At 66.4% G+C, this 14,664-nt stretch carries 11 protein-coding genes; 2 read left to right on the plus strand and 9 right to left on the minus strand.

The genetic code is table 11. From position 1 onward, the window contains the following. Positions 1-388: 388 nt before the first annotated feature. The gene (locus tag FBZ83_RS25035; protein WP_145678914.1) at positions 389-610 is read left to right on the plus strand and encodes a hypothetical protein; all 222 of its coding nucleotides are present in this window, start codon (positions 389-391) and stop codon (positions 608-610) included. A 22-nt stretch (positions 611-632) separates the two neighbouring features. Here the strand turns inward: FBZ83_RS25035 and mepA are convergent, their stop codons facing one another. Next, positions 633-1,514: a penicillin-insensitive murein endopeptidase gene (mepA, locus tag FBZ83_RS25040; protein WP_145689416.1), complete on the minus strand. Its 882-nt coding sequence runs from the start codon at positions 1,512-1,514 to the stop codon at positions 633-635. Between the two features lie 214 nt (positions 1,515-1,728). On the opposite strand from mepA, the gene FBZ83_RS25045 reads away from it, so the two are divergent. After that, positions 1,729-2,823, plus strand: a complete 1,095-nt coding sequence (locus FBZ83_RS25045; protein WP_145689417.1) for a TRAP transporter substrate-binding protein — start codon at positions 1,729-1,731, stop codon at positions 2,821-2,823. 59 nt (positions 2,824-2,882) lie between these two features. On the opposite strand, the gene FBZ83_RS25050 is transcribed toward FBZ83_RS25045, so the two are convergent. From FBZ83_RS25050 to torA, 8 genes are all read right to left on the minus strand, one after another. Then, positions 2,883-4,565, minus strand: a complete 1,683-nt coding sequence (locus tag FBZ83_RS25050) for a cation acetate symporter (RefSeq protein WP_145689418.1) — start codon at positions 4,563-4,565, stop codon at positions 2,883-2,885. After that, positions 4,562-4,873, minus strand: a complete 312-nt coding sequence (locus FBZ83_RS25055) for a DUF485 domain-containing protein (protein WP_014198129.1) — start codon at positions 4,871-4,873, stop codon at positions 4,562-4,564. The genes FBZ83_RS25050 and FBZ83_RS25055 overlap by 4 nt, the downstream gene beginning before the upstream one ends. 233 nt (positions 4,874-5,106) lie before the next feature. Next, on the minus strand, positions 5,107-5,889 hold the full coding sequence (locus tag FBZ83_RS25060; protein ID WP_145689420.1) for a phytochelatin synthase family protein: 783 nt from the start codon (positions 5,887-5,889) through the stop codon (positions 5,107-5,109). Between the two features lie 47 nt (positions 5,890-5,936). Further along, positions 5,937-6,449: a hypothetical protein gene (locus tag FBZ83_RS25065; RefSeq protein WP_145689421.1), complete on the minus strand. Its 513-nt coding sequence runs from the start codon at positions 6,447-6,449 to the stop codon at positions 5,937-5,939. Positions 6,450-6,536: 87 nt separating this feature from the next. Further along, on the minus strand, positions 6,537-9,683 hold the full coding sequence (locus FBZ83_RS25070) for a carbohydrate-binding domain-containing protein (RefSeq protein ID WP_145689422.1): 3,147 nt from the start codon (positions 9,681-9,683) through the stop codon (positions 6,537-6,539). Positions 9,684-10,356: 673 nt separating this feature from the next. Then, positions 10,357-11,349, minus strand: coding sequence for an MDR family oxidoreductase (locus FBZ83_RS25080; protein WP_145689424.1), 993 nt, complete (start codon positions 11,347-11,349; stop codon positions 10,357-10,359). Between the two features lie 46 nt (positions 11,350-11,395). Then, complete coding sequence (locus FBZ83_RS25085; protein WP_145689425.1) at positions 11,396-12,043, minus strand: TetR/AcrR family transcriptional regulator; 648 nt, start codon at positions 12,041-12,043, stop codon at positions 11,396-11,398. Between the two features lie 145 nt (positions 12,044-12,188). Next, positions 12,189-14,657 carry a trimethylamine-N-oxide reductase TorA gene (torA, locus tag FBZ83_RS25090; protein ID WP_186466183.1) on the minus strand — a complete coding sequence of 823 codons (2,469 nt, stop codon included), beginning with the start codon at positions 14,655-14,657 and terminating at the stop codon, positions 12,189-12,191. Positions 14,658-14,664 lie beyond the last annotated feature (7 nt).

Genomic DNA, 14,664 nt, shown 5'->3' on the forward strand with positions numbered 1-14,664 from the left:
CCTGGAAACCATCGCCCCCTTGCGCGATGATCTCGCCCTCACGTTGCCCGCTGCGACCACGTGAACCTTCCGGCCAGACACGCCGGTGACCAGATGAGCGCCCCGGCTCCTACACCACGCCTCGGGACACGACCGAATCGCGTCGCCACGTCGATGGGCATGGCGACGTCTTTCAGTCCGGGTGCGAGGCGATCCGCGGTCGGAGCGGCTCTGCCTCCGCACCGTGGCCTCCAAAGAGCGCCAACACCATTTGTCCACCAAACAATTCGGCGTTCTGATGCTTGGGATGGCCGTAATTTTATTGCGCCGCTGCGTTGCACACTCAGCGTATCTGGTATTTGGTATACCAGTGTACAGTTCCCTCCATCAGACATGAGGGAGATGCACCATGGCCTACACCACCGCTTCGCACACCGATCATGACGGCGCTCTGTCGGGGATCGTCAAGGGCGTCCGCGAGTTCGTGAGCGCCTGGTTCGAAACCTCCGCCGCCTACATCGTCTATCGCGAGCTGTCGGCCCTGAGCACGGCCGAACTGGCTGCCCGCGACCTCCGCCGCGAGGACATCGGCCGCGTCGCCATGGACCTGCCGACGCTGATGCGCGAGTAACCCGCGCACCGCCGACGGAGGCTCAATTCCCCGCCAGAACCGCCAGACAGGCCGCGGGTGGCTCGGGAATGGCCTTGGGCGGCCGGGGCCCCGGCGTTTCCTTCGGGGGCTCGAACCAGCTCAGAAGCTCCTGGCCGCAGCCGTCGCCCGGCGGGATGGGAGCTTGCGGGACGCAGGCCGTCGATCCGGCCGGGCAGTTCATCCGCACATGGAAGTGCGAGTCGTGTCCGGCCCAGGGGCGCACGGCGTTCAGCCAGGAACGGTCGCCCCGCTCGCTCTCGCACAGCGCCAGCTTGATCGCCGGATTCACGAACACCCGCGCGACCTTCGGGCTCGTCGCCGCCAGTTGCAGCAGCCGGGCCTGACGGGGACCGAACCGCTCCGGCAGGACGCGCTGCGCCTGCCGGTCCACCATGGTCGGGAAGTCGGTGCGCTCCCGCGCCTCCCGAGCGAGCGGCGGCTGGTCGAGGTCGAACCAGACGTCCACGTCCAGGCCGATCTGGTGGCTGGCGTGCCCGCTTTCCATGCGGCCGCCGTACGGCTTTGAAAGGTCGCCGATGGCCAGCCGCCCCAGCCGCTCGGCCTGCGCCCGGCGGGCCAGCTGCTGGACGAAGGCGACGGTGTCGGGGTGCCCGTGGTTGCGGTTCCGCGACAGGTTGACCGCCTGATAGCCGGCGCCCTCCGGCGGCAGCGTCTGCGCGCCGCGGATGCAGCCGTTGGCATAGCCGCCGATCGGCTGCGCCACGGAGGACGTCGCCTGCGGCGGCTGCAAGGCCACCGTGCCGAGGCCCGCCGCCACACCGCCGGACCGCGGCGGGTGCGAGTCGGCCGCGTCTGCGCCACCACCCGTGCCCCAGACACCGCACAGGATCGCCAGCACGGCAAAAGTCCATCGTCGAGCCATGACCGGCGGCCCCCTTTCCTCTTCGACCGGGTCCGATTTGACCGGGTCCGACCTTAGCACGGCGCCTGCGGTCCGGGCGTTGCAACGAGCGGGCGGCTGGGGGCATGCGGATTTGGCGGGGCGGCACGGCGCCGCCTTTTTCTTGTTGCACGCGTCACGGCGATGCAGAATCCCTCCCATAATTGAAAAGAATGGGAAGGGAGAGTCCTCCGCCATGAAACGTCGTTCCTTTCTGACCAGCGCCGGGGTCGGTCTGGCCGCCAGCACCGTCGTCGCCGCCCCGGCCATCGCGCAGAGCCAGCCCGAGATCAAGTGGCGCATGGCGTCGAGCTACCCCAAGAGCCTCGACACCATCTTCGGCGGGGCGGAGCTGATCGCCCGCCGGGTCGCCGCCGCCACCGACAACAAGTTCCAGATCCGCACCTTCGCGGCAGGCGAGATCGTCCCGGCGCTCCAGGTGCTGGACGCGGTGCAGAACGGCACGATCGAGTGCGGCCAGTCCGCCGCCTACTTCTACATCGGCAAGGACCCGACCTTCTGCTTCGACACCGCCATGCCCTTCGGCCTCAACACGCGCCAGCACATTTCCTGGATGATGCACGGCGGCGGGCTGGAGCTGATGCGGGAGCTGTTCCGGGAGCACAACATCTACAACATCCCCGCCGGCAACACGACGGCCCAGATGGGCGGCTGGTTCCGCAAGGAAATCAAGACGGTGGAGGATCTCAGCGGCCTCAAGATGCGGGTCGGCGGGCTGGCCGGGCAGATCATGGGCAAGCTGGGCCTCGTCCCGCAGCAGATCGGCGGCGGCGACATCTACCCGGCGCTGGAGCGCGGCACCATCGACGCGGCGGAGTTCGTCGGCCCCTACGACGACGAGAAGCTGGGCTTCCACAAGGTCGCCAAATACTACTACTCGCCGGGCTGGTGGGAGGGCTCCGCCCAGATCCCGCTGATGATCAACATCACCGCGTGGGAGCAGCTTCCCGAGTCCTACAAGACCATCCTGGAACAGGCCTGCTGGGAGGCCAACACCTGGATGATCGCCAAGTACGACGCCGTCAACGCCGCGGCGCTGAAGCGTCTGGTGGCCGGCGGCGCCCAGCTCCGCGCCTTCCCGCGCGAGGTCATGATGGCCTGCGAGAAGATCGCCAACGAGCTGTATGACGAGCTGTCGGCGAAGAACCCGCGCTTCAAGAAGGTCTACGAGGCGTGGAAGCCCTTCCGCGACGAGGAGCGGCTGTGGTTCCGCGTAGCCGAGAACAGCTTCGACTCCTACGTCTACTCCCAGTCGGCGCAGCGGCGCTGACGGAAACACGGCCCCTCCCCGTCCCGGGACGGTGAGGGGCCGCTTCTCCGGTCACGCGGTCAGTGCGAAACCGCGCCGGCCGCCCCCAGGCCGGTTTCCGACCGGATGTACTGGTACTCGTAGGCCTTCGCCTCCGCCGCCGCCCGCGCGCTGCGGTCGGTGACCGAGAAGAGCCAGGTCGTCGCGAAGGCGATCACCATCGAGAACAATGCCGGATGCTCGTAGGGGAAGATCGGCGCCGGGAACTTGAAGACGCTGACCCAGACGGTCGGCCCCAGCACCACGAAGGCGACGCAGCTCACCAGACCGGCGAAGCCGCCGATGAAGGCGCCGCGCGTGGTCAGCCCCTTCCAGAAGATCGACAGGATCAGCACGGGGAAGTTGACCGAGGCCGCCAGGCCGAAGGCGAGGCCGACCATGAAGGCGATGTTCTGGTTCTCGAACAGCAGGCCCAGCGTGATCGCGATGACGCCCAGCGCCAGCGTGGCGAGGCGCGACACGCGCATCTCCGACGCCTCGGTGGCGTTGCCCTTCTTGAGGACGCGGGCGTAGAGGTCGTGGCTGACCGCCGACGCGCCGGCCAGAGTCAGGCCGGCGACCACCGCCAGGATGGTGGCGAAGGCGACCGCCGAGATGAAGCCCAGGAAGAGGTTGCCGCCGATGGCCTTGGACAGGTGGATGGCCGCCATGTTGCCGCCGCCCAGGATCTTGCCGGCCGCGTCGAGATAGGCCGGGTTGGTGCCGACGATGACGATGGCGAGGAAGCCGATGGTCACCGTCAGGATGAAGAAGTAACCGATGAAGCCGGTGGCGTAGACGACCGACTTGCGCGCCTCCTTGGCGTCGGGAACCGTGAAGAAGCGCATCAGGATGTGCGGCAGCCCCGCCGGGCCGCACATCAGCGCGAGGCTGAGCGACACCGCGGCGATGGGATCGGCCATGGCGGCGCTGGGGCGCAGGATGGCGGCGTTCGCGGCGTGGGCGGCGACGGCCTGCTGGAGCAGCCGCTCCGGGTTGAAGCCGAACTGCGCCAGCGCCAGCCCGACCAGCACGGTGCAGCCGCCGAGCAGCATCACCGCCTTGATGATCTGCACCCAGGTCGTGGCGAGCATGCCGCCGAAGGTGACGTACAGGATCATCAGGACGCCGACCATCACGACGGCGTAGGTGTAGTCCAGCCCGAACAGAAGCTGGATCAGCTTGCCCGCCCCGACCATCTGCGCGATCAGGTAGAAGCAGACCACGGTCAGCGAGCCGACCGCCGCCAGCGAGCGGATCGGCGTCTGGCCCAGCCGGTAGGAGGCCACGTCGGCGAAGGTGAAGCGGCCGAGGTTGCGCAGCCGCTCGGCGATCAGGAACAGCATCAGCGGCCAGCCGACCAGGAAGCCGATGGTGTAGATCACCCCGTCGAAGCCCTTGGCGAAGACCATGCCCGACAGGCCGAGGAAGGCCGCCGCCGACATGTAGTCGCCGGCGATGGCCAGCCCGTTCTGGAAGCCGCTGATGCCGCCGCCGGCGGTGTAGAAGTCCGACGCCGAGCGGGTGCGCTTCGACGCCCAGTAGGTGATGCCCAGCGTTCCGGCGACGAACAGCAGGAACATGGCGATGGCCGTCACATTGACCGGCTGGCGCTCCACCGCGCCGTCGATGGCGGCGGCGAAGGCGGGTCCGGCCGCCAGCGCCGGCAGCAGCGCGGCGGAGGCAACGGCGATCGGGGCAACGAGACGACGCGCGGCGTTCATCGGCCCACCTCGTTCAGCAGGTCGCGGTTCATCGCGTCGTAGCGGCTGTTGGCGCGGAGCACGTAGACGCCGGTCATCAGCGAGCAGAAGACGGTGATGACGATGCCGGCGGCCAGCCCGACCGGGAAGGTCATGCCCTCGGCCAGCGGGCGCGCCATCAGGTCGGGCGCCAGCGCCGAGGCGAACACGAAGGCGTAGTAGACCGCCAGGACGATCAGCGCCAGCCGCCAGCTGAAGCGCGCGCGGCTCGCCGTCATCGCGGCGAACTTCGGGTTGGACAGCACCCGCTCGTAAATCTCGTCGGACATGATTGTTATCGCTTTTTTCTTTGAGCCCAAGGCATTGCGCATCGCAGCAATACCTTGAGTGCATGGCAGCAAGAAGCGAAATTAAATTTCTTTGAGCGCAAAATGACGAAATATTCGCTCAGAATCGTCGCCGTTTAACCGAAAGTCGGTTCATCATCAGCCGAGAACCGGTTGATTCAGGGGGGCGGAATGCGACAACCGGTCGCGCTGCGACGCAACATGAGTCAACGCTGTTATCCCGCTGTCCGCCCCTTCAGCCGGGCATCCTTCAGCCGGACATGGATCAGGCCGCTGCCGGTGGGGTCGGAGCGGTCGGGCTTGACCATCGCCTCCAGCAGCTTCTCGTCGCTCGACCAGTAGGGGACGTACCACAGCCGGTCCACGTCCATGACCAGCACCCGGTGGGTTTCGGCATCGTAGGCGCCGAGCGGCGCGATGTGGCCCACCGTGGCGTCGCCGGTCAGCGTGCCCTGGTCGTAGGCCAGCAGAATGATGTCGCTGTCGTCGCGCTCGTTCTCGTCGAGGATTCGCCGCAGCTCGCCCAGCGTTTCCGGGGAAGCGTCCTTCGGCCGGAAGACTTCCACCGTGGCGTCCAGCCCAAAGGCGTCCACCGATTTCTGGACCAGACCGGCGAAGTCGGCGAAAGAGACGCCGTCCCCGTTCTCCGCGGTGGCCGCCTTCCACCCGTCGTCGTCCACCTCGTTCAGCACCCGCGCCTGGGTGACCAGCCGGTTGGAGGAGAGCGGCGGCAGTCCGCGCAGCGCGTTGATCATCATCGCCACGCTGGCGACCGAACAGGCGCTGCCGGTCTGCTGGGCCGTGTAGTAAGGCATCATCGCCCAGAAATCCGGCGCCCCGGCCCGGCGCAGATAGGCGCGGTCATCGGTCATCGGCACGGCGTCCGGGCCGAACTTCGGCTTCGTCTCGCTCTGCGCGTCCTGCGCCGCAACAGGGGAACCGGCCAGACACACGACGGCCAACAGGGCCAACAGAGCCGAGCGGAACGGTGCCTTCATCACCGGCGTTTTCCTCAATGGTGTCAGGGTGGATGCCTCTGCCGGCTCTAGCCGGACGGGGTGGGCCTTGGCGGAAGACTCTGCGGCACGAGCGCCATGCAGTTCTGCACGACCGCGGCGCAGGCGCCCAACGACGACGCCCGGTAGACCAGCTGCTCGACGGCCCCGTTCCTCAAGGTGAAGGTCGCTTCGCACCGGTTGTCCACCACGTCGCCCGACCGCGGAGGATAGTAGTCCCACGGGTCGTAGTCGAGCCCGCGATGGCGCCAGCCGGGATAGCCCCACGGATACCCCCATCCGTAGCCCACCGGTGGCGGCGGTGGGGCGTAGTAATCGATGGAGCCCGCGCGGTAGGTGAAGAACTCCAGGGCGCCGCTGGCCGCCTGCCGGTGCGGCACCCCGGCGCAGGACAGCAGTGTTCCCTTGGGCAGGCCGACCAGCGCGCTCTGGGCGGCCAGCGCGACGTCGGCCCGGGGATCGGCGCAACCCGCCAGCCCCCCGGCCGCGGCGAGCAGAAGGACGGCGGCGGACCGCCGCAAGGGTTGCGAATGCGGGAGCACGGGCGGAGCCTCCTTCCCCGGGACATATCCCGGAAGAACAAGCCTCCGCCCGTTTTTGATCCCGCTCAGGTCCGGTCAGGACGGGGATCAGGCGTCCCAGAAATGCGGCATGCTGTCCGACGCCGTGTAGCCGCTGTGGCCGATCATCGCCCAGTCCAGGTCATGAATGCCCATGGCCAGCGCCGGGGAGTTCGGCTGCAGCGAGTAGTCGCCCCAATAGGGGTTGTTGAACAGCGGCTTGCCCGTCACGTCGTTGTCGCCGTAGCGCGGCACGTTGTAGACGAGGTTGCGGTCGATCACCGGGTTCCCGGCGGTCAGCAGTTCCATGTAATCGTCCAGCGGCAGCGTCCCGCTGATGAGGTTGCCGGTGATGGTGTTGTTGCGCGGCAGGCCCGGATCGCCGTGCTTGGGCGCCCAGCCGACGCGGATGAACTCCTCCACGTTGCTGGCGATGATCGAGAAGTTGTTGGTGACGAGGTTGTTGTCGCCGCCGTGGATGTGCACCCCGGCCAGCCCGGTGTCCTTCAGGAAGTTGCCCGTCACCGTGACGCCGCCGGCCATGTCGTCCAGATAGATCCCGAAGCCCTTGTGGTTGGTCAGCCACTGGTCGGTGTTGCTGGTCGCCAGCCCGCCGACATGCTCCACCCAGTTGCCGCGGATGATCGTGCCGGTGTCGACGCTCGACCGCCCCAGCACCTCGATGCCGCCGCCGTCCGCCGTCTCCAGGTTGGTGTTGGTGACGCGGTTGTACTCGATGACGTTGTTGCGGTTGATGTTGGTGGAGTCCCAGTTCTTCAGCGAGATGCCGTAGCGCGCGCTGGAGTCCACGTCGTTGTGGGCGATCAGGTTGTTGTCGACCCCGGTGCCGATGATCCCGGCCACACCCTTGCGCACCTCGCCGACGTGGGCGATGTCGTTGGCGTAGATGGTGTTGCCGTTGCTGCGCCCGTCCAGCTCGATGCCGTTGACCGCCAGATGGTCCAGCGTGTTGCCGCCCACCAGGTTGTTGGAGGAGGCGGCCGTCAGCTTGATCGCCGTGCCGACGTTGAGGAAGCTGTTGTTGCCGATGCTGTTGCCCGACGCCCCCTTCAGCTCCACCGCGTAGCCCCAGGTGGTCGTGTTGGTGAAGCCCAGCCCCTCGATGGTCACGTCGCTGCTGCCGGTCAGGCGGATCAGCGTGCCCAGCCGCGCCACCTCGACGCCGTCCTGCGCCAGGGTGGCCGGGTTTTCCGGCTTGAACACCAGCGACTTGTCCGAGGCGCGCCACGCGAACTCACCCGCCTGATCGACGAAGGACGGGTTGTTCAGCAGCTTGTAGGTCGTCCCCTCGGCGAAGGGCAGCGAGGTGCCGTTCTTCAGCGTGATGGTGCGGGTGGCGTCGTTGACGCCGGCGATCTCGGTCAGCGTGTCGGACAGCCGCTCGGCGTCCATCAGCTGGATCTTCATGCCGGGGATGATGTCGCCCGACGACATGTCGCCGGTGTGGTAGCGCACCGACCAGCCGCTGGGGCCACCGTTGGCCGCGTCGGCGAAGTACCAGCCGGTGGTGGTGGGGTTGTCGGCGTCGACGATGCCCTTGCTGGCCAGGGTCTGGCGCACCCCGCCGATGGTCAGGTCGAGGTCGGTGGCCTGCGACAGCTTCGCGGAGTAGATCCCCTTGCCCTCGCTGACGAAGTTGGTGACCTTCTCCGCCCCGTTCAGCACCGGCGTCTCGCCGGGATAGTTGCGGAAGCTGTGGCCGTTGTCGGCGCCGGTCAGCTCCAGCGTCTTGGTCAGGCGGTAGGTGCCCTCGCGCACATAGGTGGTGTCGACGTCGCTGTCGCGCATGGCATCGCGGGCGCGCTCCAGCGAGGCGAAGGGACCGTCGGTGCCGTCGGCGTTCGGCGCGGACAGCTTGCCCGACCAGCTGTCCTTGCCGTTGGCCGCGACGTAGAAGGCCGGGCCGGTCGGCGCCGCCGGGGGCGGGGCAGCCGGCGGCTGGAACAGCGAAGCCGGGGCGTCCACGTTCAGGGCACCGCCCCAGAAGAGCCCTTCCTGCCCCTTCACCACGTCCTTTCCATCCACCGCGCCCTTGTCATAGGTGACGATGGGGTCGGTCGCCGCGACGGTGTGGCCGTTGATCGACACCGACTTGACGAACAGGTTGCGGTCCTGGCCGTTGACCACGGAATCGTTGTCGTAGTGGATCTGGATCTTGTGGGCTTCCTTGGCGTCCAGATCGACGGTGAAGCGGAAGGGCTGCGGGTCGCTGGAGGTGGCGCGGCCCTCGCCGATCACCTTGCCGTCGACCAGCAGCTTGAAGTGCGGCGCCACCCCGCCGGCCGACTGGCCCCAGGCGTTGACGACGATGTCCGTCGGCGTCAACTTGGCCGGCGGCGGGGGCGGCGGCGGCGGAACGTAGGGGCCGTCGAAATACTCCTCCGGCACGCCGAAGGTGAGCGCGCCGCCCCAGAACAGCCCCTCCTGGCCGGCGACCACGAACTTGCCGTCCACCGGCCCCTTGTCGTAGGAGGCCATCGGGGAGGTCGATTTGATCTCCTGCCCGTCGATGGTGATGCCCTGGACGAACAGGTTGCGGTCCTGGCCGTTGACGGTGGCGTCGTTGTCGTAATGGATCTGGATCTTGTGGGCCTCGTGGGGGTCCACATCGACCTTGAAGGTGTAGCCGGTCGGGCTGGTCGCGCTGACCCAGGCGTCGCCGACCACCTTGTCGTCCACCAGCAGCTTGAAATGCGGCGGCGTGCCGTTGGCGGCGGCGCCCCAGGCCTTCACGACGATCTCGGTCGTCATGGTGGCCGGCGCCTCCGGCTCGGGCTCCTGCGCGCTGGCGAACAGGGTCTTGGGCAGATCGACGTTCAGCGCGCCGCGCCAGTACATCTCGGTCTGCCCGGCGATGACGTTCTTGCCATCGATGTCGCCGGTGTCGTAGGTCACCAGCGGGTCGATGCTGAGGATCGGTTTCCCGTTCACCTCGAACGATTTGACGAAGAGGTTGCGGTCCTCCCCGTTCACGGAGCCGTCGTTGTCGTACTGAAGCTGAAGCTTGTGGGCCTTGTCGGCCGGAACGCGGGCGTTGAAGGTGTAGCGGCCCAGCGACGCCGACGCGACGGTCGCCTGACCGATCTCAACCCCATCCAGCCGCAGCACGAAATGCGGCCACTTTCCGCCTGCGGGTGCGCCCCAGGCGTTCACCGTGAAGGTGACGTCCATCAGTTCGGTAGTTTCGGCAGCCATCTCGGACCTCATGGAACTCTAGACCAACGTCTTAGCCCAAAGGTTGAGGTGCCCCGCTTAACGGAAAAATAAGAATCTTGGTAAAGATTTTACTAACGGCGCGGATTCCTGTGACATAAACAGGCATCTGTAGTCGGACAAAAATGTTTGCACATTGACAAGAAAGTCTGCACATCGACAAAAATGTTTTCTCTTAACTCATCTTGAGCTTGGCCCTACGCCTGTCGGCGCCGTTCACTTATCCAGCTACTTATCCTTGGCTCCCCTCCCTGTGACGGACAAGCGTCTCTGCTTCCCAAAACTCCACGGACTGAGCAACTTGACACCCATCGGTTCAAAGTCGCGCACGTTGTGAACCAGCAGCCAACCAGGACCCCAAGCTGACGCATCGCAATCACTTGAAGTGATTGAGAAAAGCTCTGCTGAGGTGGGGTCCCGATCAGCGCCGATCGGGACCCCACCTTGGTGAGGAAAATTCATTTATTTACAAAGGGCTAGATTGATTCTGATAAGGATCCCGCTTCCGAGCCGATTCACAGCAGTCAGGTCATCGCCGGAGTGATCTTGCCCCAAATGGATATTCTTCAATTTCGGGGGGAGGTGCCCGGTGCCAGCCCGCAACACCTCCCGCCATGGCGGAACGGAATAACCGTTCAGCGCAGTGACGCGGCAGTCACGCGAGTGTGGGAGAAACCGCCACGGTGACGCGGCCACGGACCTGCCCGTCGAGCAGGCTGGCGGCGGTGGCCATCACATCGGACAAGGCGATCTCCCTCGTCAGGCCGTCCAGCTTGGCCGGATCGAGGTCATCGGCTAGGCGGTGCCAGGCCTCGATCCGCAGGTCCCTGGGGCACATGACGCTGTCGACCCCGGCCAGGGTCACGCCACGCAGGATGAAGGGCGCCACGGTCGTGGGCAGCGACATGCCGCCGGCAAGACCGCAAGCGGCCACCGTGCCGCGATACTTCATCGCTGCGCAGACATTCGCCAGGACTTGGCCGCCGACGACATCCACTGCACCGGCCCAACGTTCCTTGGCAAGCGGCTTGCCGGGGTCCTGGAACTGCTTGCGGTCAAGCACCTCCGTGGCGCCCAGCACCTTCAGGTAACCGGCCTCTTCCGGGCGGCCGGTGACGGCCACCACCTCGTAGCCGAGCTTCGACAGCAGGGCGACGGCGACGCTGCCGACCCCGCCGGCGGCGCCGGTGACCAGAACCTCCCCCTTGTCCGGCGTGACGTCATGCCGCTCGAGCGCCATGACGCAGAGCATGGCCGTGTAGCCTGCGGTCCCGATCGCCATCGCCTGACGGAGCGTGAACGGGCTTTGCAGCGGGACCAGCCAGTCGCCGTTGACACGCGCCTTTTCCGCAAGGCCGCCCCAATGCTGTTCGCCAACGCCCCAGCCGTTGAGGACGACCTTGTCACCGGCCTTGTAGTCGGGATGAGCAGAATGCTCCACGACACCGGCAAAGTCGATGCCAGGGACCATGGGATAGCTGCGGACCACCGGCGCCTTCCCGGTGATCGCCAGAGCATCCTTGTAGTTCAGCGTCGAATGGGCGACGCGGACGGTCACATCGCCCGCCGGCAGGCGGTCGTCATCGATGGTGGACAGGCCGGCGCGGACGTCCGTGCCGTCCTTCTCGATCAAGATGGCTTGAAACATTGAACCCTCCTAGGGGTTGGGTGCGGGTGACGTCAAAGACGCCTGGTCATGCCTGAAGATGTAAGGCCGCGAAGAAGCCGCGGGAGAAAGCGTCGAGAGGGGCGGGGCTTCGTTCCAGCTTTGCCCGCAGGACGGCACCCTCCCAGCCGATCCAGAAGAACTCGGCCAAGTGATCGCAATCCAGATCGACGCCGATCTGTCCGGCGGCTTGCGCTGCCCGCAGACAGCGGGATGTGCGGGCCTGCCAATCCAGAAAGACGAGATGCAGCTTTTCACGGAACGGCTCGGGAAGCGTGCCCATTTCCTGGCCGAGATTGCCGACCAGACATCCACGGCGGAAGTCGAACCGCGCCATGCCCGTCTTGGCATCCTCGACGAAATCGCGCAGACGCTGCAGCGGAGGGCGGGACTCGTCCAGGAACCAGCGGTCCAGCTTTCGCGCGAAGTATTCCGCATAGGCAGCGATCAGCGTGCCGCCGAACTCTTCCTTGCTGCCGAAGTAATAATAGAAGGATCCCTTCGGCACGCCCGCCGATGCCAGGATTTCCTCGATGCCGACGGCGGAAAATCCTTTTTCCGTGAGTATGCCGACGCCGGTCCTGACCAACCTCTCCCTGGTGTCCAGATAGGCGCCGTCCTGTTTCGGAGGGCGCCCCCGTCGGCGAGGCTTCAAAGATGGGTCGGTCGTGTTCATGGAGTTAATTATAGACCAATCGTCTATAAAAATAAAGCGCCTCTTTTGCGCGGCGCACGGCGGCGCCGTCCGATCGCGCGGGGGCGGCGCGACCGAGCCGATGTGACGGTTTGGCCGTCCATCACATCGGCTCCCGCCTCGCTCCTCAGGCCGGTTGGCTGAAGACCATGACGGGCGGCAGGCTTCCCTTGAAACGCTCCACCTCGGCGACCCCGGTGTGCCCGCAGTTGGCCTGCGCCAGCTTCGAGGTCGACAGCCCGGTCGTCAGGTTGTTGACGTCCCCGTACCGGCACAGGCTGCCGATTTCCCGGGCGTTCGCCGGGTCGAACCAGCCGCCTTCGTTGATGCGGATCACACCGCGGCAGATGTCGTCGGTGATCTTCAAACCGGCAAGGATCTGGCCACGGTCGTTGAAGACACGGACCACATCGCCATCCGACAAGCCGCGCGCCCGCGCGTCCTCCGGATGCATCCAGCAGGGCTCCCGGCCGGCGATGGCGTAGCTCTGCCGGTTGACGGTCCCGCAGAGCTGGGAGTGCAGGCGCATCTGCGGGTGGTTGGCGGCCACATGCAGGGGATAACGGGTCGTCGGTCCGTCCAGCCGCTCGACCGGTTCCATCCAGGTGGCGTGCGGCGGGCAATCGTCGTAGCCGTACTTCTCGATGGCCGTCGAATACAGCTCGAACTTGCCCGACGCCGTCCCCAGCGCGTTCAGCAGCGGATCGGCGCGGAAGTCGGCATGGCGCACGAAATCGGCCTGCTCCTTGCCGAGCGGAAATTCCAGCGGCTTGTTGCTGTCCCAGAAGACGTCGAAGACCGGCATCTCCATGCCCTTGGCGCGCGATTCGATCTTGGCGGATTCGTAGATGCCGCGGATCCAATCCATCTCGCTGAGCCCCTGGGTGAAGGCGTAGCCCTTGCCCAGCTTGTCGGCGATGGCGGCGAAGATGTCGAAGTCGCTGCGCGCCTCGAAGACCGGATCGACGATCTTCTTCATCGGGACGATGTGGCTCAGGGCGTAGTCCCCGACCTGCTCGATGTCGTTGCGTTCATAGGACGTCGTCGCCGGCAGCACGATGTCGGCGTGGCGGGCCGACGCGGTCCATTGCACATCCTGCACGATGAAGGTGTCGAGCTGCCGCCACGCGCGCAGCATCTCGTTGCGGTCCTGCTGGTGGGAGAACGGGTTGCCGCCGGCCCAATAGGCGAGCTTGATCAGCGGAAGCGTGATCTCATGCCCGTTGAACTGCATCGTCTTGCCGGGGTTCAGCAGGGTCTCGACCAGACGCGAGACCGGGATCGACACCGCTCCGCTCTGCGACAGCCAGGCCGCCCCGTCGCTCGCCTGACCGGACGCGTCGTCGATCGCCTTGAGGATCGGCGTGGTATGGGTCGGCGCTCCGCCGGAGGCATAATGATAGCTGAGGCCGTAGCCGCCCCCCGGCAGGCCGATCTGCCCGAGCATGGCGGCGAGCGTGATCAGCATCCAATGGATCTGTTCGCCATGGTGCTGGCGTTGCGTCGAATAGCCGAGCGCCAGCATGGTCCGCTTGGCGGCGAAGCGGCGGGCCAGATCGCGCAGCGTCTCGGCGGGCAGGCCGCAGATGCCGGCGGCCCAGTCGGCGCTCTTCGGCGTTCCGTCGGTTTTGCCCAGCAGGTAGGGCAGGAACTTGTCGAAGCCGTTGGTGTAGCGGTCGAGGAAGTCCTGGTTGTGCAGCTTCTCGGTGTAGAGGGTGTGGGCGATGCCCAGCATCATCGCCACGTCGGTCTGCGGACGCGGCGCCAGCCATTCGCCGTTCAGCTCCTGGCAGGTTTCGGTGCGGATCGGGTCGATGCAGAGAACCTTCGTCTTGGCCGCCTTCATCAGCGCGATGCCGGGCCAGGCGCCATGGTCGGCGACCTGCCAGGAGATCTGCGAGCTGTTGAGCGGGTTGCAGCCCCAGAACACCATCAGCTCGCAATGCTCGGCGAGGTTCTTCCAGGTGGTGCATTGCTCATACACCTCGATCGAGCCGGACACGTAGGGCAGGATCACCTGCGCGGCGCCGGTGGAATAGTCGCCGGAGCTGTTGGTGTAGCTGCCGGTCAGGTTCAGCATGCGGCGCAGCAGCGTCTGGCAATTGTGCAGCTTGCCGGGGCTCTTCCAGCCATAGGAGCCGGCGAAGACCGCCTGCTGGCCGTGTTGGGCGCGGACGCGCGTGATCTCGCCGGCGACGAGTTCGATGGCCTTGTCCCAGCTCACGCGGACGAAATCGCCGCTGCCGCGCCCGTCCGGATCGGCGCCGGGGCCTTGTTCCAGCCAGGCGCGGCGCACCATCGGGTAACGAATGCGCGATTCCGAATAGATCGAGTCCATCACGCCGGGAAGCTGCGGCGACGGCGCCGGATCGCCTTCCCACGGGATGAATTCGGTCACGCGGCCGTCCGCGACCTTGCCGTAGAAGACGCCCCAGTGGCAGCCGGACAGGATTTTCCTGGGCGCCGCCTGCGCGAGGGCGCCGCGGGCGAGCAGCGGCAGGCCGGAGAGGCCCAACGCCGCCGCCGATCCCTTGAGGAACGTCCGTTTGGAAAGCCGCGGACCGCCGGTCATCGTCAAGCTCTTTGTCGTGTTCATGGTCAGA

Origin of the sequence: Azospirillum brasilense (assembly GCF_007827815.1) — a bacterium.
Lineage (GTDB): Bacteria > Pseudomonadota > Alphaproteobacteria > Azospirillales > Azospirillaceae > Azospirillum > Azospirillum brasilense_C.

Bases quoted from the DNA above. Each gene is read 5' to 3' on its own strand.
- FBZ83_RS25050 (WP_145689418.1), bottom strand. From the start codon at position 4,565: ATGAACGCCGCGCGTCGTCTCGTTGCCCCGATCGCCGTTGCCTCCGCC.
- FBZ83_RS25085 (WP_145689425.1), bottom strand. From the start codon at position 12,043: ATGAACACGACCGACCCATCTTTGAAGCCTCGCCGACGGGGGCGCCCT.
- mepA (WP_145689416.1), bottom strand. From the start codon at position 1,514: ATGGCTCGACGATGGACTTTTGCCGTGCTGGCGATCCTGTGCGGTGTC.
- torA (WP_186466183.1), bottom strand. From the start codon at position 14,657: ATGAACACGACAAAGAGCTTGACGATGACCGGCGGTCCGCGGCTTTCC.
- FBZ83_RS25035 (WP_145678914.1), top strand. From the start codon at position 389: ATGGCCTACACCACCGCTTCGCACACCGATCATGACGGCGCTCTGTCG.
- FBZ83_RS25060 (WP_145689420.1), bottom strand. From the start codon at position 5,889: ATGAAGGCACCGTTCCGCTCGGCTCTGTTGGCCCTGTTGGCCGTCGTG.
- FBZ83_RS25070 (WP_145689422.1), bottom strand. From the start codon at position 9,683: ATGGCTGCCGAAACTACCGAACTGATGGACGTCACCTTCACGGTGAAC.
- FBZ83_RS25055 (WP_014198129.1), bottom strand. From the start codon at position 4,873: ATGTCCGACGAGATTTACGAGCGGGTGCTGTCCAACCCGAAGTTCGCC.
- FBZ83_RS25080 (WP_145689424.1), bottom strand. From the start codon at position 11,349: ATGTTTCAAGCCATCTTGATCGAGAAGGACGGCACGGACGTCCGCGCC.
- FBZ83_RS25045 (WP_145689417.1), top strand. From the start codon at position 1,729: ATGAAACGTCGTTCCTTTCTGACCAGCGCCGGGGTCGGTCTGGCCGCC.